Source organism: Saccharopolyspora gregorii, from assembly GCF_024734405.1.
Lineage (GTDB): Bacteria > Actinomycetota > Actinomycetes > Mycobacteriales > Pseudonocardiaceae > Saccharopolyspora_C > Saccharopolyspora_C gregorii.
In genome coordinates this window covers 928,242-953,264 of the sequence record NZ_CP059556.1, presented here as the reverse complement: position 1 = coordinate 953,264, position 25,023 = coordinate 928,242, and the positions used below count along the sequence as shown (strand labels likewise).

25 protein-coding genes are annotated in these 25,023 nt (G+C 73.7%); 11 read left to right on the top strand and 14 right to left on the bottom strand.

Features of this window, described 5'->3' with window-relative positions; translation table 11 throughout:
* The first annotated feature begins 46 nt into the window (after positions 1-46).
* From H1226_RS04105 to H1226_RS04085, 5 genes are all read left to right on the top strand, one after another.
* Positions 47-418, top strand: a complete 372-nt coding sequence (locus H1226_RS04105; RefSeq protein ID WP_224961859.1) for a DUF1707 SHOCT-like domain-containing protein — start codon at positions 47-49, stop codon at positions 416-418.
* 228 nt (positions 419-646) lie between these two features.
* On the top strand, positions 647-1,387 hold the full coding sequence (locus H1226_RS04100; RefSeq protein WP_224967651.1) for a DUF3558 domain-containing protein: 741 nt from the start codon (positions 647-649) through the stop codon (positions 1,385-1,387).
* Positions 1,388-1,523: 136 nt separating this feature from the next.
* Positions 1,524-1,910, top strand: coding sequence for a hypothetical protein (locus H1226_RS04095; protein WP_225044459.1), 387 nt, complete (start codon positions 1,524-1,526; stop codon positions 1,908-1,910).
* Positions 1,911-1,941: 31 nt separating this feature from the next.
* Positions 1,942-2,811: a PPE domain-containing protein gene (locus H1226_RS04090; RefSeq protein WP_258346929.1), complete on the top strand. Its 870-nt coding sequence runs from the start codon at positions 1,942-1,944 to the stop codon at positions 2,809-2,811.
* On the top strand, positions 2,808-3,617 hold the full coding sequence (locus H1226_RS04085; protein ID WP_258346924.1) for an ESX secretion-associated protein EspG: 810 nt from the start codon (positions 2,808-2,810) through the stop codon (positions 3,615-3,617). Before H1226_RS04090 ends, H1226_RS04085 begins: the two co-directional genes overlap by 4 nt.
* A gap of 59 nt (positions 3,618-3,676) precedes the next feature.
* Here the strand turns inward: H1226_RS04085 and glpD are convergent, their stop codons facing one another.
* Positions 3,677-5,374 (bottom strand): glycerol-3-phosphate dehydrogenase, encoded by a 1,698-nt coding sequence (gene glpD, locus H1226_RS04080; protein ID WP_258349332.1) that lies wholly within the window; start codon positions 5,372-5,374, stop codon positions 3,677-3,679.
* 148 nt (positions 5,375-5,522) lie between these two features.
* Positions 5,523-6,404: a DeoR/GlpR family DNA-binding transcription regulator gene (locus H1226_RS04075; protein WP_224961508.1), complete on the bottom strand. Its 882-nt coding sequence runs from the start codon at positions 6,402-6,404 to the stop codon at positions 5,523-5,525.
* A gap of 418 nt (positions 6,405-6,822) precedes the next feature.
* Between H1226_RS04075 and H1226_RS04070 the strand changes: the two genes are divergently transcribed.
* Both H1226_RS04070 and glpK read left to right on the top strand, forming a co-directional pair.
* A complete protein-coding gene (locus tag H1226_RS04070) occupies positions 6,823-7,566 on the top strand; it encodes an MIP/aquaporin family protein (protein ID WP_258346915.1) in 744 nt (247 codons plus the stop codon).
* A gap of 148 nt (positions 7,567-7,714) precedes the next feature.
* Positions 7,715-9,214 (top strand): glycerol kinase GlpK, encoded by a 1,500-nt coding sequence (gene glpK / locus H1226_RS04065; protein ID WP_258346902.1) that lies wholly within the window; start codon positions 7,715-7,717, stop codon positions 9,212-9,214.
* A gap of 246 nt (positions 9,215-9,460) precedes the next feature.
* Here glpK and H1226_RS04060 read toward each other — a convergent pair whose 3' ends face one another.
* The 4 genes from H1226_RS04060 to H1226_RS04045 all read right to left on the bottom strand — a co-directional run bounded on the left by H1226_RS04060 (position 9,461) and on the right by H1226_RS04045 (position 12,180).
* Complete coding sequence (locus H1226_RS04060) at positions 9,461-9,604, bottom strand: hypothetical protein (RefSeq protein WP_258346875.1); 144 nt, start codon at positions 9,602-9,604, stop codon at positions 9,461-9,463.
* A gap of 173 nt (positions 9,605-9,777) precedes the next feature.
* Positions 9,778-10,317, bottom strand: coding sequence for a GNAT family N-acetyltransferase (locus H1226_RS04055; RefSeq protein ID WP_258346866.1), 540 nt, complete (start codon positions 10,315-10,317; stop codon positions 9,778-9,780).
* A gap of 43 nt (positions 10,318-10,360) precedes the next feature.
* Positions 10,361-11,344 carry an alpha/beta fold hydrolase gene (locus H1226_RS04050; protein ID WP_258346860.1) on the bottom strand — a complete coding sequence of 328 codons (984 nt, stop codon included), beginning with the start codon at positions 11,342-11,344 and terminating at the stop codon, positions 10,361-10,363.
* Complete coding sequence (locus H1226_RS04045) at positions 11,341-12,180, bottom strand: NAD(P)H-binding protein (RefSeq protein ID WP_258346841.1); 840 nt, start codon at positions 12,178-12,180, stop codon at positions 11,341-11,343. Before H1226_RS04045 ends, H1226_RS04050 begins: the two co-directional genes overlap by 4 nt.
* A 395-nt stretch (positions 12,181-12,575) precedes the next feature.
* On the opposite strand from H1226_RS04045, the gene H1226_RS04040 reads away from it, so the two are divergent.
* On the top strand, positions 12,576-13,598 hold the full coding sequence (locus tag H1226_RS04040) for a tetratricopeptide repeat protein (protein ID WP_258346839.1): 1,023 nt from the start codon (positions 12,576-12,578) through the stop codon (positions 13,596-13,598).
* Positions 13,599-14,295: 697 nt separating this feature from the next.
* Positions 14,296-15,435, top strand: a complete 1,140-nt coding sequence (locus tag H1226_RS04035; protein WP_373690058.1) for a macrolide family glycosyltransferase — start codon at positions 14,296-14,298, stop codon at positions 15,433-15,435.
* A gap of 40 nt (positions 15,436-15,475) precedes the next feature.
* Here the strand turns inward: H1226_RS04035 and H1226_RS04030 are convergent, their stop codons facing one another.
* Entirely contained in the window at positions 15,476-15,859 is a 384-nt protein-coding gene (locus tag H1226_RS04030; protein WP_258346827.1) for a thiol-disulfide oxidoreductase DCC family protein, read from the bottom strand.
* Between the two features lie 72 nt (positions 15,860-15,931).
* On the bottom strand, positions 15,932-17,335 hold the full coding sequence (locus tag H1226_RS04025) for an NAD(P)H-quinone dehydrogenase (RefSeq protein ID WP_224961531.1): 1,404 nt from the start codon (positions 17,333-17,335) through the stop codon (positions 15,932-15,934).
* Between the two features lie 170 nt (positions 17,336-17,505).
* Here H1226_RS04025 and H1226_RS04020 point away from each other — a divergent pair, with 170 nt between their 5' ends.
* Complete coding sequence (locus H1226_RS04020; RefSeq protein ID WP_224961533.1) at positions 17,506-17,958, top strand: gamma-glutamylcyclotransferase; 453 nt, start codon at positions 17,506-17,508, stop codon at positions 17,956-17,958.
* Positions 17,959-18,043: 85 nt separating this feature from the next.
* On the top strand, positions 18,044-18,829 hold the full coding sequence (locus tag H1226_RS04015; protein ID WP_258346804.1) for a DeoR/GlpR family DNA-binding transcription regulator: 786 nt from the start codon (positions 18,044-18,046) through the stop codon (positions 18,827-18,829).
* Positions 18,830-18,834: 5 nt separating this feature from the next.
* Here the strand turns inward: H1226_RS04015 and H1226_RS04010 are convergent, their stop codons facing one another.
* The 6 genes from H1226_RS04010 to H1226_RS03985 form a co-directional block, all read right to left on the bottom strand.
* Positions 18,835-19,623 carry an HAD family hydrolase gene (locus H1226_RS04010; protein ID WP_258346797.1) on the bottom strand — a complete coding sequence of 263 codons (789 nt, stop codon included), beginning with the start codon at positions 19,621-19,623 and terminating at the stop codon, positions 18,835-18,837.
* A gap of 153 nt (positions 19,624-19,776) precedes the next feature.
* Positions 19,777-20,658, bottom strand: a complete 882-nt coding sequence (locus H1226_RS04005; RefSeq protein ID WP_258346779.1) for a hypothetical protein — start codon at positions 20,656-20,658, stop codon at positions 19,777-19,779.
* Between the two features lie 78 nt (positions 20,659-20,736).
* Complete coding sequence (locus H1226_RS04000) at positions 20,737-22,089, bottom strand: M20 family metallopeptidase (RefSeq protein ID WP_373690010.1); 1,353 nt, start codon at positions 22,087-22,089, stop codon at positions 20,737-20,739.
* Positions 22,086-23,378: an amidohydrolase gene (locus H1226_RS03995; RefSeq protein ID WP_224955899.1), complete on the bottom strand. Its 1,293-nt coding sequence runs from the start codon at positions 23,376-23,378 to the stop codon at positions 22,086-22,088. Before H1226_RS03995 ends, H1226_RS04000 begins: the two co-directional genes overlap by 4 nt.
* 565 nt (positions 23,379-23,943) lie before the next feature.
* On the bottom strand, positions 23,944-24,237 hold the full coding sequence (locus tag H1226_RS03990; RefSeq protein WP_224955900.1) for a hypothetical protein: 294 nt from the start codon (positions 24,235-24,237) through the stop codon (positions 23,944-23,946).
* A 126-nt stretch (positions 24,238-24,363) separates the two neighbouring features.
* Positions 24,364-24,900: a hypothetical protein gene (locus tag H1226_RS03985; RefSeq protein WP_258346748.1), complete on the bottom strand. Its 537-nt coding sequence runs from the start codon at positions 24,898-24,900 to the stop codon at positions 24,364-24,366.
* Positions 24,901-25,023 lie beyond the last annotated feature (123 nt).

The window sequence follows — 25,023 nt, the reverse complement described above, 5'->3', positions numbered from 1 at the left end:
GGTCCGGGACGTCGGCGCCGGGAAGCGCGGGCCCTAGGATGGCGGAGTGCGTGCGAGGGACCGGAAACTGCGGATCGGCGATGCCGAACGCGAAACCGCGATCGCGCTGCTCGGCGAGCACCTGACCTCGGGCAGGCTGGACCTCGTCGAGTACGACGAGCGCTGCGCCCGGGTGGTCGCGGCCCGCAGCGGCGACGACCTGGACGCGCTGTTCCGGGACCTGCCCGACACCACGCCCGCGAGCGGCGCGACCTGGGCTCCCGGCAGGCGACCGGCCCGCACCCGGCCCCGGGCGGAAGTGCTGCTCGGCCTCGGCGGTGCCGCTCTGCTGCTGGTGCTGGTCGTGGTGACCAGGGACCTGTGGCTGCTCGGCTTCCTCGCGATCTTCCTCATCGCCTGGGTGGCCCGCAGGCGGTGACCGGCGCCGCCGACTGGCGAGAACCAGCCAGTTCCCGCCGCACGCCGGGGTTCCCGCACCCGGCGCCCGAACAGCGGCACCCCGCTCCCCCCGCTCGGCCCGGTGCCGGACGAACGCCTCGTCCGAGCGCCCGAACCGGGCCGACGGGCCGGTCACCCGGGCGATCTCCGCGCGGCACGCCCCCGGAGTTGCCCCGGGCGGGCCGCCGCTTTCGTTACGGTGAATCCCATGCAGAGCTCGCGGACCGCCTCGGCGCGGAACGGCCGGACGTCGGCCATGCGGCTGGGCGGGGTGTGCGCTGCGGCGCTGCTCACCCTCTCCGGATGCGGTTTCCTCCGCTCCGAGCCCGCCGCGGAGACGCCCGCACCGCCGCCGCCCGTGCCGCACACCCCCACCACCAGCACGCCCCCGCCACCGCCGCCGCGCCCCTACGAGCTGAGCATGTCCGGTGTGGACCCGTGCGAACTGCTCACCGCCGCGCAGCGCGGGCAGCTCGGGTTCGACCGCGACCCGCTGGCCGACACCGAGGGCGGCTTCGGCGACGCGCCCACGTGCAGCTTCCGCAACACCACCGCGAAGGTCGGGGCGCGGTTGTCGCTGATCACCACCGAGTCGATGAGCGTGTGGACGGACGACACCGCGCAGGTGCAGGCGACCCCGGTGGTGGTGCACGGCTTCCCGGCGCTGGTGATCAAGACCCCGGACCTGGACCTGTCCTGCAACGTGGCGGTGGACCTCGCCGAGGGCGAGCACCTCGACGTGCTCTACCGCGACGACGGCGGGCAGCCCGCGCCGCCGCTGGACGCCCTGTGCCAAGGGGCGCAGCTGGTCGCCGAGAACGCGGTGGCCTCGCTGGCCGACCCGGCGCCGGAGACCTCGGAATCCGCCACCACGTCCGCGGATCCCTCCGCGGACGGGTCCACGAGCGGCTCCTCGGAGCCGCTGATGAGCCCCCGTCCGACGGAGTGATCGCGGGCGTCCGGCGCAACGCGACTGGACCCCGCGGCCCAACCGCGTTGATACTCACCGCGTTTGGAGCACTCCCCACGGTGATGAATAGTGATTAGAGTGAGCGCGGACGTCTTACCCGTGGGAGGGAAACCCCGTGCCGCTGTACTCGCCGTCGGGGGACGGCTCGCCGGATTCCACCGCCCTACCGGGAACCCCCGGCACCGGTGGCTCCATGCGCGTCGAACCCGCCGCCATCCCGAGCCTCGTGAACGCCTTGCAGTCCTCGCTGGACCAGGTCGGTGTGGAGATCGAGCACGCGATCACCGAGCTGCGCATCCGGCCGTGGGCCGGCGACCCGATCAGCAGCACCGCCGCCGAGCAGTTCAACGAGCGCTCGGTCGGCGGCGACCAGGACGCGCTGACCGCGCTGTGCGGCTACCGCGACCAGCTGCAATCGGCCGCCGAGTCCCTGCAGCTGGCCAACCAGCACTACCAGGACACCGACGACGTGAACGCGGTGCGGCTCGGGGGAGGGTGCTGACCGTGACCGGTGCGACGGGAGGCGCGACCCGATGAGCGACCACCGCTGGCAGGGGTACCGCCACGAGGAGCTCTACGAGCAGATCCACCAGGGCCCCGGCGCGGACGCGTCGACCGATTCGGTGCGCCGCTGGAGCGAGCTGACCCGCACCCTCGGCGAGATCGACGGCGATCTCGCCGCCGCGCTGAGCTCCGCGATGTCCGGCTGGCAGGGCGAAGCCGCCGACAACGCCCGCGGCGGGATCCGCCCGCTGGGCGAGTGGGCCGTGCAGGCGCAGCAGGCCGCCGAGTCGATGCGGGACCGCACCGAGCAGCAGGCCTCGTTCGTCGGCAAGGCCCGCGCCGACATGCCGCAGCCGCAGCCGCTGACCACCGAGGACCCGGGCACCGCGATCACCGGGCTGGTGCACCTGTTCGGCGGGCAGACCGACTACGAGGTGCAGGAGTCCCGCCGGGACGCCGCCGAGCAGCGCGCGTTCGAGGTGATGCGCACCTACGAGGCCTCCACCCGGGCCAACACGACCTCGCTGGCCTCCTTCGCGCCGCCGCCGCAGGTGGTCGTGGACGCGCACGTCCCCCCGCCGGGCGCGGCGAAGGGCCTGCAGCAGCCGAACATCACGATCAGCTGGGCGGGCGCCCCGGTGCCCGCTCCGCGCGGCGGCACCGGTTCGGCGACCACCCCCGGCGGCGCGCGCAGGCAGCCCGCGCGCGGTACGGCGGGGCGCGGCGGCGAGCGCGGCCGCGGCACGCACCCGACCGGTTCCGGCGGGGGCCGGGCGCGGCGCCGCGACGACGACGCGGTGGACCGCTCGGTGACCGAGCAGGTCGGCGGCAGCACCGGCTTCTTCGACGCACCGCAGACCCTGTCCCGGCCGGTCATCGGCGGAGATCCCGGTCAATGATCGGCGGTTCGGCACTCGCGGGTGCCGGCCCGGTCCGGCTGTCCGCGTTGGAGTTCGACGTGCTCGTCGAGCACCTGGGGTTGGAGACGATGCCGCTGGTGCTGCGGGTGCCCTCGCCGGGTCGCACCTGGACGGAGCGGGCGGAGCTGGCGGACTCGGCGTGGCGGTCGATGAGCGCCAAGCAGCTCGGCGACCGCCGCGAGCTGGACCCGGCGCTGGACCGGATGCTGCGGCTGCTCGCGCACCCGGAGTCCGAAGTGGACGGACGGACCTGGTTCGACCGCAGCCTCCGGGTGCTCGCCGCCGCCGGCGTGCCGGACGGCAGCGGAGCGGACGCGGTGCTGGTCGTCAAGGACGAGGACGCGCTGACGTTGCGGCCGGTGTCGGCCGCCGGACTGGTCCGGGAGGTGGCCTCGGTGCTGCCGGTGCTCGGCGCCGGGCCGGGCCGATCGGTGACGGTGCGCAGCGCCGACCTGGACGCCGCCGCGGCCGCGACCGGCGGGAACGCCGAAGCGCTGGCGGGCGAGCTGGTCCGCCGCGGCGTGCGCGGCGACGACGCGGAGATGCTCACCTCGATGGTCCGCGAGGCCGGGGCGCGCGGGCAGTTCGGCGCCGCCGCCCGGGACCGGCTGGGCCGCCGGGTGCGGGCGCCGCGGGTCGTGGGGTTCTTCGACACCCCGCACGGCCGGTACGCGCAGCTGCGCCGGGATTCGCCGTCCGGTGATTCCTGGAGCACCGTCTCGCCCGCCGACACCCGCCGGATGATCGCCCACGTCGACGAGCTGCTGACCGATTTGGCCCGCTGACGCGGAACGGGCCGCCCGTCCGGGTGGACGAGCGGCCCGTGGCCACCTGGTCGCTGCGATCAGGCGATGGGTTCCTCGATGCGGTCCCGCACCTCGGGGGCGGCGGAGCGCTTCGCGTCCGCGGCTTCGTCGTCGGGCTGCGTCTGCGAGTCCCGCTCGGCCTCGACGCGGGCGGTGTACACCTCGACCTCGCGGGCGACGCGCTCCTCGTCCCAGCCGAGCACGTCGGCCATCAGCCGCGCCACCGGCTCCGCCGATTCCACCCCGCGGTGCGGGTACTCGATGGAGATGCGGGTGCGCCGGGTCAGCACGTCCTCCAGGTGCAGCGCGCCCTCGTGGGTGCACGCGTACACCACTTCGGCCTGCAGGTAGGCCGAGGCGCCGGGGACGGGCTTGAGCAGCTCCGGCCGGTCCGCGGTGGCCGCGAGCACCTCGTGCACCTGCGAGCCGTAGCGGTCCAGCAGGTGCCGGATCCGGTACGGGTGCACGCCGTGCGCGGACGCGATCTGGTCGGCCTGGTTCACCAGCGCGTGGTAGCCGTCGGCGCCGAGCAGCGGCACCTGGTCGGTGATGGAGGACGCGACCCGGCCGGACAGGTCCGGCGCCACCGCGTCCACCGCGTCGGCGGCCATCACCCGGTAGGTCGTGTACTTGCCACCGGCGATGGCGACCAGGCCGGGCGCGACGCGGGCGACCGCGTGCTCCCGGGACAGCTTGGAGCTCTCGTCGCTCTCCCCCGCCAGCAGCGGCCGCAGCCCCGCGTACACGCCTTCGATGTCGGCGTGCGTCAGCGGCGTGGCGAGCACCGTGTTGACGTGCTCCAGGATGTAGTCGATGTCCTTCTTCGTCGCCGCCGGGTGCGCGAGGTCCAGGTTCCAGTCGGTGTCGGTGGTGCCCACGATCCAGTGGCCGCCCCACGGCACGACGAACAGCACGGACTTCTCGGTGCGCAGGATCATCCCCGCCTCGGAGACGATGCGGTCCCGCGGCACCACGATGTGCACGCCCTTGCTGGCGCGGACCCGGAACCGGCCGCGGCTGCCGGAGAGGCGCTGCAGCTCGTCGGTCCACACCCCGGTCGCGTTGATCACCGTCTGGGCGCGGACCTCGGTCTCGGCGCCGGTCTCGACGTCGCGCAGCCGCACGCCCGCGACCCGGTCGGCCTCCCGCAGGAAGCCCGTGACCTGGGTGGAGGTCGCGACGACGGCGCCGTAGCGGGCCGCGGTGCGAGCCACGGTCATGGTGTGGCGGGCGTCGTCGGCCTGCGCGTCGTAGTAGCGGATGCCGCCGATCAGCGCGTCCCGCTTGAGCGCGGGCACCATCCGCAGCGCACCGGCCCGGGACAGGTGCTTCTGCCCGGGCACCGAGCGGGCGCCGCCCATCGTGTCGTACATCAGCAGCCCGGCCGCGGTGTACGGCCGCTCCCACACGCGGTGGCTGAGCGGGTAGAGGAACGGCACCGGCTTCACCAGGTGCGGCGCGAGCCGGGTCAGCATCAGCTCCCGCTCCCGCAGGGCCTCGCGGACCAGCGAGAACTCCAGCTGCTCCAGGTAGCGCAGGCCGCCGTGGAAGAGCTTGCTGGAGCGGCTGGACGTGCCGGCGGCCAGGTCGCGCGCCTCGACGAGGGCGACCCGCAGCCCGCGGGTGGCCGCGTCGAGCGCGGCGCCGGCGCCGGTGACGCCGCCGCCGATCACGACGACGTCGAACTCCTCCGAGCCCAGCCTGTTCCAGTTGCGTTCGCGGTCGCCCGGCCCCAGCCTGCCCTGCGCCTCCTCCGAGGCCCGGGTGGCGTCGGTGGCACCGGTCGTCGCGGTTGATTTCTCGTCGTGGGACACCTGGCGTCCTCCTCGCTCGAATCCCGATCACCGCCGACCCGCACCCCGTCGGCGCGTTCCGCGGTGGTCATCATGCCCGGCCTGCGCCTTGCACGCCTGCCGCGCCATTGCTGCTCTGACCTGCCGTGGCGAGATCCTTCTTCGCCCGGTCCTGCTGGATCTCGCCGGTGCGCCGGACCGTGGCGCCGCGCTCGACGAGGACCTCGACGTCGGCCTCCGGCGTGGCGGAATCGACGATCACCATGTCGAAGTCCTCGGCGGGCGCGACCGCGTGCAACGCGCGCCTGCGGAACTTGGTGTGGTCCACGTAGAGCACCCGGCGGCTGGCCGCGGCCAGCATCGCCTTCTTGATCTGCACCATCTCCTGCTGCGGGTAGCAGCAGATGCCGTCGGTCACCGCGGAGACGGACATGATCGCCAGGTCCACCCGCAGCCCGCGCAGCGCGTCCAGCGCCATGCCGCCGACGAACGCGTCCGCCCACGGCAGGTAGTCGCCGCCGATGGAGATCAGGTGCACGCCCTGCTGCCCGGCGAGCTCGCCGAACACCCCGCGGTGGTTGGTCACCACGGTCAGCGGTGCGCGTTCCGGCAGCCGCCGAGCCAGGTAGACCCCGGTGGTCGAGTCGTCGAGCACCAGCGCCTGGCCGGGTTCGACCAGTTCGGCGGCGGCGCTCGCGAGTTCGTCCTTCTCCGCCTCGTTCTGCTGCATCCGGTATTCCGAGGCCGCCTCGTAGAGCAGCGAGGAGGCCGCGGAGACGTAGCCGCGGTTGCGGTGCACGAGGCCCTGCGATTCCAGGTCGGCCAAGTCCCGGTACACGGTCATGGCGCTGGCGCCCACGGTCGAGACCAGGTCGTCGATGCGCAGCGAACCTTCCGCCATCACGAGTTCGGTGATCTTGCGCCGCCGGTCCTGCTGCTTGCCGGACGGGCGCCGACCCGACGTAGCGGACATCGTCGTCCCCCTCACCGCCACATCCCCTGCGGGGACTTCCACCATTGGGTGCCCATCCTCCTAGCCGAACCCCTGCCCGACGGTCGTGCCTCGCCGCGCGAATCCCGGACACAGCGAGTTCACCGTACATCGCGATAAAAACACCATCGCAAAGCTATTGCAATGTTTGTTTTCACATGCCTAATGTGACCATGTTCTTCGGCGCGTCCGGCCGCCGAAGCGGCTCCAACGGAGGAGGTCGACGTGCCCGTGCTCGCGACATCCGCGGCCGTCCAGCGGCCCGCGGAACCGCGGCGCGGAACCGGCGCGCTCACCCGGGGCGGATCAGCGCGGCGTGCCGTCCGGCACCACCCGCCCAGCCGGACCAGCAACGCACACCCGACCGCGCCGATGGCGCCGCGACGAGGGGACCTGGGACATGAGTCTGGGTGAGATCTTCCTCTGGGAATTGATGGGCACGGCCGTGCTGACCCTGATGGGGTGCGGCGTCGTCGCCAACGTGACACTGCGCAAGGCGCTCGGCAACAACGGCGGCTGGCTGCTGGTGAACTTCGGCTGGGGCTTCGCCGTGTTCGCGGGCGCCAGCATCGCCGAACCCACCGGGGCGCACATCAACCCCGCCGTCACGCTCGGCCTCGCCGTCGACGGCCAGGTGCCGTGGAGCCAGGTGCCCGTCTACGTCGTCGCCCAGATCATCGGCGGCACGCTGGGCGCCGCGCTGTGCTGGGCGGCCTACAAGCTGCAGTTCGACACGCACGACGACCCGGCCGGCACCCTCGGGATCTTCAGCACCGCCCCCACCGTGCGCAACGCGCCGTGGAACCTCGTCACCGAGATCATCGGCACCTTCGTGCTGGTGCTGTGGATCATCCAGACGCCCGGTTCCGGCCCCGGCGACGACGGTGCCTTCAGCTTCGGCAACGACGCGCTCGGCTACGCGGCCGTCGCGTTCATCGTCATCGGGATCGGCGCCTCGCTCGGCGGGCCCACCGGCTACGCCATCAACCCGGCGCGCGACCTCGGCCCCCGCATCGCCTACGCGCTGCTGCCGATCCGCGGCAAGGGTTCCGCCGACTGGGGCTACTCCTGGGTCCCCGTCGCCGGGCCGATCATCGGCGGGGTGCTCGCGGGCGCGGTCGCCCTGGTGCTGCCCGCGACCTGAGCCGCGGCCACGTCCCCCGCGGTGCGGGCCCTCCGACCGGGCCCGCACCGCGCGGTTCCCGCACCGGGGGGCTGCCCGACCGGGCCGGGCGGGTGACACTCACCCCGAGCCCACGCACATCTCGGAATCCATCGAAAAGGACGACATCATGGCCTCCTACGTCGCCGCGATCGACCAGGGCACCACCTCCACCCGCTGCATGATCTTCGACCACGGCGGGCGCGTCGTGGCCGTCGACCAGGTCGAGCACCGGCAGATCTTCCCCAAGGCGGGCTGGGTGGAGCACGACCCGGAGGAGATCTGGAGCAACACCCGCCAGGTGTGCGCGGGGGCGCTCGCCAAGGCCGACCTGGTGACCTCCGAGATCGCCGCCGTCGGCATCACCAACCAGCGCGAGACGACCGTCGTGTGGGACAAGACCACCGGCAAGCCCGTCTACAACGCCATCGTCTGGCAGGACACCCGCACCGACGCCATCGTCGGCGAGCTCGCCGAGGAAGGCGGGCAGAACCGGTTCCACGCCAAGACCGGCCTCACCCTCTCGCCGTACTTCTCCGGCACCAAGATCCGCTGGATCCTGGACAACGTGGACGGGGTCCGCGCCCGCGCCGAGAAGGGCGAGCTGCTGTTCGGCAACATGGACACCTGGGTGCTGTGGAACAGCACCGGCGGCCCCGACGGCGGCCTGCACGTCACCGACCCCACCAACGCCTCCCGGACCCTGCTGATGGACCTGGAGAAGCTGGAGTGGGACGAGGACATCTGCCGCCAGATCGGCGTCCCCACCTCGATGCTGCCGGAGATCCGCTCCTCCTCCGAGGTCTACGGGCACTTCCGCGAGCGCGGCGTGTTCGGCGGACTCCCCATCGCGGGCATCCTCGGCGACCAGCAGGCCGCCACCTTCGGCCAGGCCTGCCTGTCGCCCGGTGAAGCCAAGAACACCTACGGGACCGGCAACTTCCTGCTGCTCAACACCGGGACCGAGCCCGTGCTGAGCGACAACGGGCTGCTCACCACCGTCGGGTACAAGATCGGCTCGAAGGACACGGTGTACTGCCTGGAAGGCTCCATCGCGGTCACCGGCTCGCTGGTGCAGTGGCTGCGGGACAACCTCGGGCTGATCGGCAGCGCCCCGGAGATCGAGCAGATCGCGCGCAGCGTCGAGGACAACGGCGGCGCCTACTTCGTGCCCGCCTTCTCCGGGCTGTTCGCCCCGCACTGGCGGTCCGACGCGCGCGGCGCCATCGTCGGGCTCACCCGCTTCGTCAACCGCGGCCACCTCGCCCGCGCCGTGCTCGAAGCCACCGCCTTCCAGACCCGCGAGGTCATCGAGGCCATGAACGCCGACTCCGGCGTCCCGCTGAAGTCGCTGAAGGTCGACGGCGGCATGGTCGGCAACGAACTGCTCATGCAGTTCCAGGCCGACATCCTCGGCGTCCCGGTGATCCGGCCGGTCGTCAGCGAGACCACCGCGCTCGGCGCCGCCTACGCCGCCGGGCTCGCCGTCGGATTCTGGGCCGGGGAGGACGACATCCGCTCCAACTGGGCCAAAGACAAGCAGTGGGACCCGGTCATGCCGGAGGAGCGGCGGGCGCACGAGTACGGCCAGTGGCAGAAGGCGGTCACCAAGACCTTCGACTGGGCGTGATTCCGCTGTCTGTCGCTACTTCTGCCGCGTAGTTCTCGGGTGGCGGAACCTCAGCTGCTTCCTCGCTGCGGGATCGTTTTCGCAGGTGGCTCCGCCACATGCGAAAACGCTGTCCTCGCGAGGAAGCAGCTGAGAACCCGCGGGTGGTCCCGTTGCTCTGGTGGTCGCCGCTCAGCGGCTTCGCCGCTGACAGGAAAACGACACGACCCGGCGGGCAGGTTCAGGGACAGGCGGTCAGCGGTTGGATCAGGGGGCCGTTCGTTCCGCGGCGGGGACTCCGGTGAACTCGGCGTGGCGGGGTTCGACGGGTTCTCCCCCGGAGAGCACCACCAGCACCACCCCGATCAGCGCGGCGACCGCCAGCGCCCACGACGCCGACACCTTCGGCATGCGTCCCCCTCGTCCCGGCCGGTGCGGGTGCCGTCCGACGACGGCTTCGCCCCCGGCCCCCGCTCGTCCCGCGGCGGCCCACCGGCTCCGGCATTCTGCGGCACCGCCGCCCGAACCGCCCGGTCCCACGCCGACCCGGCGCTCGGATCCCGTCGCGGACCAGCCGAGCGGCGTCATGGCCGGGGGAGGCGCCAGACGACGAGGATCCCGGTTCCTGCCGGGCTGACGTGTTCCGGCGCGGCCGGAGAGCGGCCCACCTCCACGAACCCCAGCGCCTTCGGGATCGCGCCGCTGCGGTGGTTCGCCTCGTCGTGCCAGATCTCCACGTGCCCGGCGCCCAGCCGGAACGCCTCGTCGATCAGCGCCAGCGCCGCCCGGCGCGCGATGCCGCGGCCCTCGAAGTCCGGGTGCAGCCAGTAGCCGATCTCCAGGCCGCCCGGCCCGATCCGGTCCATCAGGCTCGCCGACCCGATCACCTGCCGCTCCGGGCCGAGCACCGCGTAGGTGAAGGACGTGCCCGCCGCCCACTCGCGTTCGGCCTTGCCGACGAAGTCGGCGGCCTCCTTCATCCCGTAGCCGGGTGCCGCCCACGCCATCCACGGCCCCAGGTGCTGGAGGGATTCGGTCACGACCCGCAGCGCCGTGCCCGCGTCCTCCAGCCGCCACCGGCGCAGGTCCACTCCGTCGTGGTGCAACTGCTCGCTCGGCTCCATGCGCGGGAGTCTGCTGCACTCCGCACCTCGGCGGTACCGAATTTCAGGACCGCTCCGCGCCCTCGGCCCGTTCCGCCTGGTCGGCCGACTCCGCCCGGTCGACGAGCTCGACGTGGTCGGCCGGCTCCGCCCGGTCGACGAGCTCCACCTGCTCGACGAGGTGCCGCACCAGCTGCCCGTGCACCGCGCCCGGCAACGCGTGGCCCATGCCCGCGATCTCCGCGCACCGCGCCCCGGGGATCGCGGCGGCCAGCAGCCTGCCGTGCGGCGGCGGGTTGATCGGATCCAGCGGCGCCTGCAGCACCAGCGTCGGGGTGCCGATCCGCGCCAGGCCCGCGCCGCGCTCGACGAGGACCTGCGGCAGGAGCGCGTGCGGATGCGGTTCCCGGATGCGCCAGGTGCCTGCGTGCTCGACCTCCCGCAGCTCGACCCGCCGGAACTCGGCGGCGTCGAACGGCAGTTCCTCCCCCGACAGCAGCCGGTGCCACTCGACTCGCTCGGCCAGCGCCGATTCCAGGTCCGTCGCCGCCGACGGCTCCTCGCCGCGGCGCACGAACCACGGCCGCGGCGTCGGGAACTCGTCCGGACTCGGCTCGCCCGCCCGGGCCAGGGCCCAGTTCCGGGCGAAGTCCACGCCCAACGCGTGCGTGCACAGCAGCGTCGCGCTGCGCAGCCGATCCGGGGCCGCGACCGCCAGCAGCTGCACCAACCCACCACCGAGGCCCATGCCGAGCACGTGCGCCGACGCCACGCCCCAGCCGTCCAGCACCGCCAGCGCATCCGCCGCCAGATCGTCGAAGCCGTACGGGTGCGCGGCGAACTCGCGGTGCGTGGAACGGCCCGTGTCGCGGTGGTCGTAGCGCAGCACCCGCAACCCGGCCTCGACCAGCAGCGCCGCCAACCCGTCCGGCCACCCGCGGGAGGAGGTCACGTCCCCCGCCACCAGCAGCAGCGGCGGCGCGGCCGGGTCACCGATCGACTCGCTCCACAACCGCACGTCGCCGGAGCGGATCGTCCGCGCCGTCACCGGAAGTCCGCCGCGTGGTCGCGCGCCCACTCGTCGAACCGGCGCGCCGGGCGGCCCGTCAGCCGCCGCACGGTGGAGGTGGGCACGTCCGGCGCTACAGCCGCGGCGGCCAGGTAGTCCAGCAGCATCTCCGCGACCTCCGGCGGGCAACCCCGGCCGAGCAGGGCCTGCCGGGCCTGCTCGGGGGTGAGTTCCTCGAAGCGGACCGGTTCGCCGATCGCCTCGGCGATCGCCGCCACCTGCTCCCGCTGGGAGACCGCCGCCGGCCCGGTGATCTCGTAGGCCCGCCCGGCGTGCCCCTCGCCGAGCAGCGCCTCGACCGCGACCGCGGCGACGTCCGCTTCGTGGACGAGCGCTTGAGCGGCCGCGGCGAACGGCAGCCGGACCACACCTTCCGTCCGGGCGTCCGCGGCCCAGTCCAGCACGTTCAGCGCGAACGCCCCGGGCCGCAGGTGGGTCCACTCGGCGACGCCCGACTCCTCCACCGCTCGCTCCACCGGGGCGTGCTGCTGCGCGCTCAAGCTGCCCGCCCCGCTCTCCAGGACCGACGCCGAGGACAGCACCACGATCCGCCGCACGCCCGCCCGCACCGCCAGCTCGGCGAACTCCCGCGCGCCGCCCGGCACCGGGAACAGGTGCACCGCCGACACGCCGTCCAACGCCGCGCGCAGCTCCGCGGGGCGCTCCAGATCGGCGGCGACCACCTCCGCCCGCGCCGGCAGCTCCGCTCGGCGCGGGTCGCGGGTCACCGCGCGCACCGGCACGCCGGACTCCAGCAGCCCGCGCACCACCTCCCGGCCGACCGATCCCGTCGCCCCGGTCACCAGCACCGTCATGCCATCCCCCCAGCAGATCGCGGACGGCTGCTCCGCCCGTCCCGATCCGCGACCGTACGCGCAGGTCACAGCCTTGAGCACGCGTCGCGGGCATTCGAATCATCACGTTGACCGGCGCCGCGGAGACCTATCTGCGGCACCCGCGGAAGGAGCGGCCGAGCGGCCGAGCGCTGGCCGAAAGTACGAGGAGCCGGCGATTTCACGGCCTATCGATCGAGCTCCTCCGGCACTTCGGCCGATCCGCGCCCGCCACCCGCGCGCCTAGGTTCGACGAGGGTCAGGGGTACCGGGGGAACGCGGGTGGTCACCGCCACGGGGCGTCGGGCGGCGGCCACCCGCCTCAGCGAGGAACGGCGGCCGGGCAGCGGTGCTCGGCGAGTGAGGCAGGTTTCGGAATGGACGGCAACAGGGCTTTCGCCCCCGAGTACCAGGGCGCGCTCCGGGGCATGTCGGTGAACACCGCGTACGAGGACGTCCTGGCGCAGGCGCGCGACCGGTCCCGGTGGGCGGCGGAGCAGGGCACCGCGCTGGACGTCGCGCAAGCGGAGCTCGCCGTCGCGGAAGCCTGCCGCAGGCTCGGCCACCTGGAAGAGGCCGACGGGGCGTGGAAGGCCGCCTACCGGGCCGCCCGCACCGCCGGGGACGACGGCGTCCGCGGCTGGGCGCTGTGGAGCGGCGGCACGCTGGCCCGCCAGCGCGGCGAGCTGAGCCTGGCGCTGCGGCTGCTCGGCTGGGGCCGCGACCTGTCGTGGCAGGCCGGGGACATCACCGCCTACGGCTACGCGTTCGCCGGAGTCGCCGAGACGCTGCGCATCCGAGGGGACTTCGAGCAGGCGCGCGGACTCCACGAGCACGTGCTCGCCGAAGCCCGCCGTCGCGAGGAATCCCGGCACATCGTGTGGGCGCTGGAAGGCCTCGCCCAGATCGAGCGCAACACCGGCGACCTCGACTCGGCGGCCCGGCGGTTCGCCGAAGCCGCGCAGGTCGCCGAAGAGTCCGGCGACGACCGCGGCCACGCGTGGGCGCTGCGCGGGCAGGCGGACGTGCTCTCGCTGCGCGGCGAGCACGTCCGGGCGCTGGAGCTGCTCTCCGCCGCCGAGCGCACCTGCCGCCGGATGGACCTCTCCAGCGCCCTCGCCTACAACCGCAAGATGCGCGGCAACGTGCAGTTCCGCGCCGGCCGCCACCAGGAGGCCGCCCGCACCTACCGGGACGCGCACGACAAGTTCCGCGCGCTGCGCGAACCGCGCGGCATCGCGCTGTCCCGGCTGGGACTGCTCAAGAGCCTCGACGCGTTGGGGCGTCCCGCGGAAGCGACGATGGCGGACCTGATGGCGTTGCGCGACGAGGTCAACGGGAACCAGCTGTGGCAGACCCGCACGATGGTGGAGAACGCGATCGCGGAACGCACCGGCTGAGCGCGGGTGCGGCGGCCCGTCCGACCCTGTCGGGCGGGGCGTTCTGCTCGCCGGGCCGGTCGTTCTCGTCGGACGGGCGTTCCAGCCGTCCCGCAGGACGTTCTGCTCGCCGGGCAGGTCGTCTCGCGGGCCGTTCTACTCGCGCGGCGGGCCGTGTCTGGCGTCGGGCGGGCGTTCTGCTCGCGGGGAAAGCGGTTTCGGCGTCGGGCAGGCTGTTCTTCTCGCCGGACGGCCGTTCCAGAGGCGGGGGTCGTGCGCAGCGCCGACCCGCGAACGCGGAGCTGCGGCTCTCCGGCCGGGCCGGGCGGAGCCGGTGCGGACCGCGGCTTGACGTGCGGACGCCGGTCAGCGCGGGAGCAGCGGCCGGCGTGCGGGCAGCGATCAGCGATCAGCGACGCGAGTGGGACGCGGGCTGGACGGGGAACCCGGCCGGGCGGGCGAAAAAGGGAGGACGGCGCCACCGTTTCCGGGCTACCGTGGCGCCATGTTCGGGTACCAGCACCTCTGATCCGGCGCACCCGCGCGCCGCTCCCCCGTCCGCGGTGGTGAGCCCCTTCGAAGTGCCGCGCGGATCCCGCCCGCTCGTGCTCGCGAGCGCCCGCCCAGCTCAGCTCAGCTCAGCCCAGCTCAGCCCAGTCCAGCTCAGCTCAGCTCGAATCGGAGTGAACCCGTGCCCAGATCCGCGCACATCGCCTTCATGGCCGTCCCCGCGCACGGCCACGTCAACCCCGGCCTCGGCCTCGTCGCCGAACTGGCCGCCCGGGGACATCGCGTCACCTACGCGGTCACCGAGGACTTCGCCCCGCAGGTCGCCGAGGCCGGTGCCGAACCGGTCCGGTACACCTCGACGCTGCCCTCGGCCGCGACCCAGCAGGAGTGGCCGGAGGACCAGGCCGCGGCCGTGCTGCTGTTCGTCGACGAGATGATCTCGGTGCACCCGCAGCTGGCCGCGGCCTACGCCGCGGACCGGCCGGACCTGGTGATCTACGACATCGGGGCCCTGCAAGCACCGGTGCTCGCCCACGAGTGGGGCGTCCCGGCGATCTGCCTGTCCCCGACGCACGTCCGGTTCGAGGGGATCGAGGACGTCTTCGGCTTCGACGACTCCCCCGAGCTGCTGGCGGTGCACGCCAAGGCCGACGCCTTCTTCGCCGAGCACGGGGCGCCGCTGACCTTCGCGACCATGGACCGGGAGTGCAGCGTGGTCACCATCCCGCGCTCCTTCCAGTACTACGCCGAGTCGGTGGCGGCGAACCACACCTTCGTCGGCCCGATGCTGACCGCGCGCCGCACCCAGGGGAGGTGGCAGCGGTCCGGTGCTCGCCCGGTGCTGCTGATCTCGATGGGTTCGGCCTTCACCGACCAGCCGCAGCTGTACCGCGACTGCCTGGCGGCGTTCGGCGGGCTCGACTGGCAGGTGGTGCTGAGCATCGGCGAGGTCGTCGACCCGGCGGTGCTCGGCGAGGTACCGCCGAACGTCGAAGTGCACCGGTGGGTGCCGCAGCTCGACGTCCTGTCGCAGGCCGACGCGTTCATCACGCACGCGGGCATGGGCGGGACGATGGAGGCCCTGCACGCGGGAGTGCCGATGATCGCGATCCCGCAGGCCGCGGAGCAGTTCGCGAACGCGGCGCGGATCGCCGAGCTCGGCCTCGGCGTGCACCTGCCGAAGGAGGAGGCCACGCCGCAGGCGCTGCGGGCGGCGCTGCACCGGGTGTCCACCGACCCGGAAGTGCTGGCCCGGTCGGCGGCGATGCGCCGCGAGATCGGCGAAGCGGGCGGCGCCCGGCGCGCCGCGGAGATCGTCGAAGCGCGGCTCGGCGCGGAGTCGGCCTGACGTCCCGGCGGCGCGGGACCCCCGCGCCGCCGGGCACCGCTCAGGCGCCGGGGCGCTGGTCGGCGGGCAACGCGCAGGCCGGGGTGGAACCGGGCAGCCGGTGCCGGTTGTCGGCGACCCAGCGGTACCCGAGCCGGGCGATCCCGCGCAGCACCGGCAGCGACAGCACCGCCCCCGGCAGCGACCAGGGGAATCCGCAGTGCCGCAGCAGCGCGGCCACCGCGTCCGACCCGCCGGAGACGCGGCCGGCCTCGTCCACCCACAGCACCTCGTGCCGGGCGCGCTGCTCGGTGGTGCGCAGCGCGGTCAGGTCCGCTTCCTGCCACGGCACGATCCGCGCGCGCAGCGGCAGCTTCTCCGCGAGCCGCACGCTGCGGGTGCAGAAGCCGCAGTCGCCGTCGTAGACCAGCACCGGTGTCGCCATGGCAATGCCTCCCGTCCCCAGGGTCCCCGCCGGCCCCGCCGCCGTCGAGGCCGGTCCCGCGGCGGTGGCGGCTCAGTCCAGGTCGTCGTGGCGCATGAGCTGGCGCCCGGCCTCGGTGAGCGACCCGGACAGCGACGGGTACACCGAGAAGGTGTTCGCCAGGTTCTCCACCGTCACCTGGTTCTGCACCGCCAGCGCGATGGGCAGCACCAGTTCGCTGGCGTTCGGCGCGACCACGACGCCACCGATCACCACACCGGTCTGCGGGCGGCAGAACATCTTGATGAAGCCGCGGCGCAGACCTTCCATCTTCGCCCGCGGGTTCGTCGCCAGCGGCAGCGTCACGGTGCGCGCGGGCACCTCGCCGGAGTCGATGGCCTGCGCGCTGATGCCGACGGTAGCGATCTCCGGATGGGTGAACACGTTGCCTGCGACGGTCTTGAGCTTGATCGGGCTGACGCCCTCGCCGAGCGCGTGCCACATGGCGATGCGCCCCTGCATGGCCGCGACGGAGGCGAGCAGCAGCAACCCGGTGCAGTCGCCCGCCGCGTACACGCCGGGGACCTGCGTGCGGGACACCCGGTCCACCTTGACGTAGCCGCCGCGGTCGGTCTCCAGGCCGACCCGCTCCAGCCCGATGTCCTCGGTGTTGGGCACCGAGCCGACGGTCATCAGCGCGTGGCTGGCTTCGACGCGCCTGCCGTCGGCGAGGTGCACGACGACGCCCTTCTCGGTGCGCTCGACCCGCTCGGCCCGCGCGTGCTTGACGACCTCGGTCCCGCGCTCGGCGAAGACCTCCTCCAGCACGCCCGCGGCGTCGGCGTCCTCGTGCGGCAGCACCCGGTCCCGGCTGGAGATCATCGTGACCTTGACGCCCATCTCCGTGTAGGCGGAGGCGAACTCCACCCCGGTGACGCCGGAGCCGATCACGGCCAGGTGCTCGGGCAGCTCGGGCAGGTCGTAGAGCTGGCGCCAGCTGAGGATCCGCTCCCCGTCCGGCACCGCGCCCGGCAGCACCCGCGGGGTGGCGCCGGTGGCGATGAGCACCACGTCACCGACCAGCTCCTCGGTGCCGCCGTCGGCGCGGTCCACGCCGATGCGGTGCTGCGCCATGCCGTGCGCGGGGTTGGTGAACCGGGCCCGCCCCGCGATGATCTTGACGCCTTCGCGGCGCACCCGGGCGCGGATGTCGGCGGACTGCGCCAGCGCGAGGCCCTTGACCCGGCCGTGCACGACGGCGGTGTCCACCTCGACGCCGTCCGGATCGCTGCGGATGCCGAGCTCGCGCACGTCGCGGGCGGCCGACCGCGCGCCCGCGGAGGCGATGAAGGTCTTGGACGGGACGCAGTCGTAGAGCACGCACGCGCCGCCGAGCCCGTCCGGCTCCACCAGCGTCACGTCGGCGCCGTTCTGCGCTGCGACCAGGGCCGCCTCGTAACCGGCAGGCCCACCTCCCATGATCACGATGCGGGTCACTTCGCGGTCCCTCCGTACTCCGAGCCTCGTGGGCGCCACCACCCTATGTCTCGCCGGCTCGCGGCGATTCGGGCGGTACCCGCCCGTTCGCGGCGTTCGGACCGCGACTCGCCGCCGCGGTGACGCGGTCCACTCCGACATCGGGCCCATCGATCGCTACCCTGTGGGGCGTGCCGCTGTACGCCGCGTACGGGTCCAACATGGATCCGGCCCAGATGACCGAGCGAGCCCCGCACTCCCCGCTGGCGGGAACGGGCTGGCTGATGGACTGGCGGCTGACCTTCGGTGGTGAGGACTACGGCTGGGAAGGTGCGCTGGCGACGATCGTCGAGCACCCCGGCGAGCAGGTCTTCACCGTGCTGTATGACGTCAGCCCCGAGGACGAACGGCAGCTCGACCGCTGGGAGGGCTCCGAGCTGGGGATGCACAAGAAGCTGCGGCTTCGGGTGCAGACCCTGGACGGACCGGTGCTCGCCTGGCTGTACGTGCTGGACGCCTACGAGGGCGGCCTGCCCTCGGCCCGCTACCTCGGCGTGATGGCCGACGCGGCGGAGGCGGCGGGCGCGCCCGAGGACTACGTGGCGAAGCTGCGCACCCGGCCCTGCGGCAACGTCGGACCGTGATCGACTCGGCACCGCCGAGCGGCCCGGACGTCACCTCCCGCGTGTGATAATCACACCGACGGCACACGTCGGTGGTGAGGTGGGTGTGGGCCAGGTCAGCGGGGCGGTGTCCCAGCAGCAGCGGCGCGAGCGCATCCGGCAGGCGGTGCTCGCCGACGGCACCGTGCGCATCGAGCGGCTCGTCGAGGAGTACGGCGTCAGCGGGATGACCATCCACCGCGACCTGGACGTCCTCGAACGCCAGGGCTGGTTGCGCAAGGTCCGCGGCGGCGCCACCTCCACCCCGGGTTCGCTGCTGCCCAGGTCGGTCGGCGCCCGCCGGTCCGACGCGGCGGAGGCCAAGTCCCGGATCGCCCGCCACGCGCTGCGCCACCTCTCCCCCGGCCAGGTCGTCGCGCTCGACGACAGCACGAGCGGGCTCGCGGTCGCCGAACGGCTCGGCGAGCTGGCCCCGCTGACCGTCGTCACCAACTTCCTCCCGGTGATCAACCGGTTGCGCGAGGAGGACGGCGTGCACGTGATCGGCCTCGGCGGCGACTTCCACCCGGGCTACGACGCGTTCTTCGGCCTGCACGCCGCGGAGATGGCGGGCGCGTTGCGCTCGGACGTGCTGCTGCTGTCCGCGACGGCCGTGGTGGACGGGCACTGCCTGCACCGCTCGCTGGAGTCCGTGCAGGTGAAGCGGGCGCTGATGCGCACCGCCGCCACCCGCGTCCTGCTGGCGGACCGCTCCAAGTTCGAGCGGCGCGCGGTGCACGAGCTGGCGCCGCTGACCGAGTTCGACCTGGTCGTCGTGGACCCGGCGACCCCGCGACCGGTGCTGGACGAGCTGCGCGAGCGCGGCGTCGCGGTGGAGGTCGCCGAAGCCTGACCCGGCTACCGGGCTCGTTGCAGGCGTTCCACCGCGGCGGGCACGTCGGCCAGCGAGAACACCGCGATGTCCGGTTCGCCCAGCTGCTCCGGCGTCGGGTCCGGCGGTGCTTCGCCGCGCACCACCCAGATGGTGCGCATCCCCAGGCGCTGCGCGCCGCGCACGTCGGAGTCGAGCCGGTTGCCGACGTGCACCGCGTTCCGCGGCAGCACGCCGGCCCGGTTCAGCGCGTGCCAGAAGATCTCCGGGTCCGGTTTGGCCGCCCCCACCAGCTCCGAGATCGCCCAGTGGTCGATGAACGGGGCCACCCCGTCGCGGCGCAGCGCGTCCACGACCAGCGCCCGCTGGTTGGCCACCACGGCGATCGAGTACCGCTCGGACAGCTGCCGCAGCGCGGGCAGCACGTCCGGGTGCAGGGCGGAGGGCGGGTAGAACCAGTAGCTCTCGGCCCGGTCGGACAACCGCTCCCGGTCGCCGTCGCGGAGGAAGTGCTCGGCCATGGCGGTGCGCAGCGAACCTTCCTGCGACTGCCGCCGCGCGTCGTAGACCCGCTGGAACTCCGCTTCGAGCAGCATCCCGCCGTTCTCCGCGACGAGTTCGCAGGTCGCCCGCAGCAGCGCTTCCCGGTACCAGCAGTCGTCGTAGACGGGCCCACCCACGTCCAGCAGCACCAGCTCCACGGGCTCGCCGAGCGCCGCGCGCGATTCCGCCGTGCCGGTGACCGCGGTCCCGTTCGGCAGGACAGGGGCCGAGCCCCGCACCTGGTCCGGGAACCGATCGTCGTTGCGTGACACCTCGTGCCCTCCTCGTCCCGCGGCCCCAGCGGATCCGCGCGGCGGGGCGGCGGACGCGAGTGCTGGATCGGGCCGGAATACCGGGTTCCTCGCTGAACATAACGCATTCGGATGCGGTCATCACAGGCGTTCGTGTGATGTCCCGGCGCTCGGTCACGACGCACCTCCGGCGAGCGCGTTCGCCGGTGCGGCGGCTTCGATGCGGGCGACGATCGGGACCGCACCGGACGGACCGAGCCGCGCGAGATCGAGCAGTTCCGCGGCGCGGCGGGTGCCGCGGCGGTCCCGCCTGCGGTGCACCTGCTCGGCCACCACGGCGTGGAACCGCTCGGCGGCCGTGCCCAGCGCGGCCAGCGCCTGCTCCAGGCAGGCGAGCGCGGTGCGCCGTTCCCCGGTGCAGAGCATCTCGACCAGCGCGACTTCAAGCGCGTGCACCCGCAGCCCGTCGAGCTCCAGCACCTCGGACTCGCGGACGCAGGCCTGCTTGATCAGCAGGCCGGGCACCGAGCGGGGCTGGCGGTGGTAGGGCACCGCGACGTGCACGACCTCGTCGTCGAACGCCTCGGTGCAGCCGTGCATGGCGACGGCGGTGGGCCCGCTGAGCACCGCGTGCGGACCGGCGCGCAGCAGCGCGGCCTCGGCCCGCGCGAGCGGGTCCCGGGCGCGGCGGGCGGGCAGCAGCACACCGCCCCACGGTTCGACCCAGCGCCCGGCGTCCAGTTCGGCGCGCACCCGGTCGGCGCCGAACACCTCCTCGGCGGTGGAGCGGGCGAGCGCGCCGTGCAGCGAGGCGCAGGGGCGTCGCCCGCGCCCCGAATCGAACCGGCCCCGCCGTCGGGCAGGCGGACCGGGCGCGGCCCGCGCGGCAGGCCGATCGGGCGCGCGGGAGACGGCCGCGGGCACGACGGCCGCGGGCACGACGGCCGCGGGCGGTACGGGAACAGGCCGGACGGGAACGGGCGGGACGGGAACGGGCCGGGCGGCGGCGGGAGCGGCCGCCGGATCAGCGGGATCGGTGAGCAGGTTCGCGGTCATGCCCTGAAGAGGCCGCGAACCCCCGAACAGATACATCCCGATCGGGTGACAACCCGATCACCGCACCGTTCTCGCAGGTCAGCGCGTCAAGGCCGCCAGCGCCGTCCCCACCATCACCCGGATGCCGACCAGCAGCGCCCGCTCGTCCAGGTCGAACGTCGGCTGGTGCAGGTCCCGCGCCCGCGCCTGCCCGGAGCGCACCCCGAGCCGCACGAACGCGCCCGGCACGTGTTCCAGGTACCAGCCGAAGTCCTCGCCACCGGAGGACTGCGGGGTCCCGGTGACCGCGTGCTCGCCGAGCGCCTCCTGGATCGCCGCGGACATCAGCTCGGTGCTCGCGGCGTCGTTGACCACCGGCGGGACGCCGCGGCGGTGCTGCAGGTCGAAGCCCACGCCCAGCGGCGCCAGCAGCCCGGCCACCAGTTCCCGCGTCAGCGGTTCCAGCTCCGCCCAGGTGCCACGGTCACCGGTGCGCAGCGTTCCGGTGAGCACGCCGGTCTGCGGGATCGCGTTCGGCGCCTCCCCCGCGTGCACCGCACCCCAGGTCAGCACGGTGCCGGTGCGCGGGTCGACGCGGCGCGAGAGCAGCGTGGGCAGCCCGGTGATGACGGTGCCGAGCGCGTGCACCAGGTCCGCGGTCAGGTGCGGCCGCGAGGTGTGCCCGCCCGGCGAGTTCAGCCGCAGCTCCAGCAGGTCGCTGGCGGAGGTGATCGCACCGGACTTCACCCCGATCCGACCCACGGGCAGCCGCGGATCGCAGTGCAGCCCGAAGATCTGCTCCACCCCGTCGAGCCCGCCCGCGGCCAGCACGTCCAGCGCGCCGCCGGGCATGACCTCCTCGGCGTGCTGGAAGATCAGCCGGATCCGCCCGGGCAGCTCCGGTCCGGTGGCGAGCGCCAGCGCCGTGCCCAGCAGGACCGTCGTGTGCGCGTCGTGCCCGCAGGCGTGCGCGACCCCGTCGGTGCCGGAGGCGAACGGCAGCCCGGTCGCCTCCGTCAGCGGCAGCGCGTCGATGTCCGCCCGCAGCGCGACGGTGCGCCGCGGCTGGCCGCCGTCCGGCCCGATGTCGCAGAGCAGGCCGGTGCCGCCGGGCAGCACGCGCGGGCTCAGCCCGGCTTCGGTGAGCCGCTCGAAGAGGAACGCGGTGGTGCCGTGCTCGGCGCGGGAGAGCTCCGGGTTGGCGTGGATGTGCCGTCGCCAGGCCACCACGTGCCCCGCGTTGGCGGTGAGCCAGGCATCCAGCCAGGCGGGGCCGCGTCCGGAGCCGAGATCTTCCACGCCGGACATGGTGTCGCCGTCGCCGCCGATCGGCTCGCCGGACGGTGGCGCGCCCAGTTCGGCCTGCGCCCACGCAGCCGGATCCGCGGTGCTCGTCCCGCCGTCGTTCGGTGTCCTGCGCGGCTCGGGGCCGCGTGAATCCACTACCGTCACGCCACGCCTCCCGACGTGTGTTGCCGTCGCACCGGGCCGGGGGCGTCCCCCTGCCCGGCCGAGTTGTGCTTCCCGGTCCGCCCCGGGCGGTCTTCGGCCGAGGTCGCGAGCCGCGATCTCAGGCCGGGGTCGGTGGCCGCCGCGATCGCCGTCCACGCCATCGCCACCGCTCCGTCGAGCACCGCGCGGTCGGCGGAGGGCGAGGCGCAGGCGGCGGCGAACTCCACCTGGTGGGTCACCGCGTCGCCGCAGTCCAGCGCGATCATCGGGTGGATCGCGGGCAGCAGCTGCGAGACGTTGCCCATGTCGGTGCTGCCGATGACCTGGTCGGTCTGCTCGGCGCGCGGCACAGGTGCCCTGCCGAGCTCGGTGATCGCCGCGCGGTAGGCCTCGGAGAGCTCGTCGTCGCAGGACAGTTCGGCGTACACCGGCGAGATCTGCACGACCTCGGAGGTGCAGCCGGTCGCGGTCGCGCCCGCCTCGAAGCAGGCCCGGATGCGGTTCTCCAGGCGCTCCAAGGAAGCCGATTCGGCGGCGCGCAGGTTGTACATCGCCGCGGTGCGGGCGGGAACGACGTTCGGAGCGGCGCCGCCCGAGGTGACGATACCGTGCACCATCTGCCCCGGTTCGAGGTGCTGGCGCAGCAGCCCGATCGCGACCTGCGCGACGGTGAGCGCGTCGGCGGCGTTGACGCCGAGCTCGGGGGCGGCGGCCGCGTGCGCGGCGCGGCCGGTGTAGCGCACTTCCAGGTCGTTGATGGCCAGCGAGCGCGGCGCGCAGATCTCCTCCGGCCCGGGGTGGACCATCATCGCCATCGCGAGCCCGTCGAACACGCCGCGTTCGAGCATGAGCACCTTGCCGCCGCCGAGTTCTTCGGCGGGGGTGCCGATGACGCGGACGGTGATGCCGAGCTCGTCGGCGACCTCGGCGAGGGCGAGCGCGGCGCCCGCGGCCGCCGCGGCGATGATGTTGTGCCCGCAGGCGTGCCCGATCTCGGGCAGCGCGTCGTACTCGGCGCAGATGCCGACGACGAGGTCGCCGGTGCCGCGGTCCGCGGTGAAGGCGGTGTCGAGCCCGGCGACGGGCGCGGCCACCTCGAACCCGTGCGCGGCGAGCAGCTCGCGCACCTTCGCGGCGCTGCGGTGCTCGGCGAAGGCGGTCTCGGGTTCGGCGTGCAGCCCGCGGGCGAGCTCGACGAGTGCGCGCTCGTGGCGTCGGACGATCTCCCGGCAGGTGGCGCGGGTTTCGGAGCGGAGCGCGGTGTCGCGGGCTGCGGTGTCGTGGTTCATGTGCCGACCATCCTGCACGACCGGATCGCGGTGGAACCCGGAGTCGGAGCCCCGGACCGCCAGCCGGTCGGCGGATTGCGCTCAGCGGTGCCGTGTGATCAGCCGAGGAGTAGAAGTTTCACCTTCAACTTCCCCGGCGGAATTCGGCGAGTTCCCGGTCCGCGAGCCCGGCGGAAACGAGCGGAACCGCATCGGCGAGCGCTTCCGCACCGCAATTCCGCGGGCCGTACCCAGCGGGAACTCGGGGCGAGCGGATTGCGCGGCGGGCATTCGGCACGCGGCCGCGGCGGACGTTCCGCGAAGGGGCGGTGAGTAGGGTGTGGGCCGGCACCGGTCGGGGGGCTTCCCGGTGCCGGCCCACGTCTGCGAGGGGCGCGAACCCCAAGTGTCGAACCGTCCCGCCGGGAGCGCGCGGCACGCCCGGAGCGGCGCGCACAACCCGTGCAGTTGTGAAAATCCCACAGGTTAGCCCGCCAGGTCTAGGCCATAGCGCGAAATCTTCGAAAAGAATGCCGAAAACCGACCGCGTTGCCTTTTTTCCCGGTCTGTTCGGCGAGGGAAATCCCTAGTTCTTCCACTTGAAGCTGAAGACCGGGCGCTTGCGCGCCTTGCGCGACAGCAGCACCGCGGCGATGAGCACGATGCCGGCGATACCGGTCACGAGCCGCTGCTTGTCCTCGGCCGCGGACTGCCGGTCGCCGTTGAGGTCCGGCCCGGGCGGCGCGGACGGTTCCGCCTGCGCGACCACCGCGGTGGGCGCCGGGGCGGCTTCGGCCGGCGCGGCACCACCGGCCGCGGGCGAGAACAGCAGAACCCCGCCGAGCGTCAGGACCGCGAGCAGTCGCCCCATGCGTGCCATCAGCACTCCACACCTTTCCACGCAGCGCTTCGCGGCGACGGGCCGCCGCACCAGGCCATTTGATCACAGTGCGGGCGGTGCTCGCCGCTGCGCGCGGCAGGTTGCCCGGATCGTCGCAACACGGTGTCAGGCGGTGATGTAGGACGACTTGCCGTCGGAGCTGGAACAGAGCGCCTGCACCCGGTCCTTCGGGGTGCTCGCGCAGCCGTAGTCCTCGAAGTTCGCGAACCTGCCGCTGCCCTCGACCTGGTCCTTGGGCAACGAGAAGTACTTGTTCATCACCCGGTCGGCTTCCCCGCAGCTGAGGACCTCGCCGGCGTCGCTGCGCCCGGCGAACAGCCGGTGGCCGCGCCCGGCCTTGTCGGTGAACGTCCCGCACTCGACGTCCCCGCCGTCGGGGGCGGTGCTCGACTCCTCGGCGCCGGAGGTCGGTTCCTCGTCCGGGGTGCTGGTGGCCCGCGGCGTGCTGCTCGCGGTCGTGGTGCTGCTGACCGAGGGCGCGGGCGGGGTCGCGCTGGTGGACGCGCCCGCGGGCGGCGGCGAGATCGCCTTCGGCAGCGTGACCACGGCCGGCGGCTCCTGCGCGGCCGGGGGCGCGGGGTCGCCGCACGCGGCGAGGCAGAGCCCCGCGATCAACGCTCCGGCGACTGGTCGGACGCGCATGACTGCTCCCTCGTTGCCTGTGCTGCACCGCGATCCGGTGGACGCGGTACCGACCTCCCGCGTTGGCCGGGAGTGGGGGAGAACACAGCGCGCACGCGCAACCTCCCCGGGCGGAACGGTACC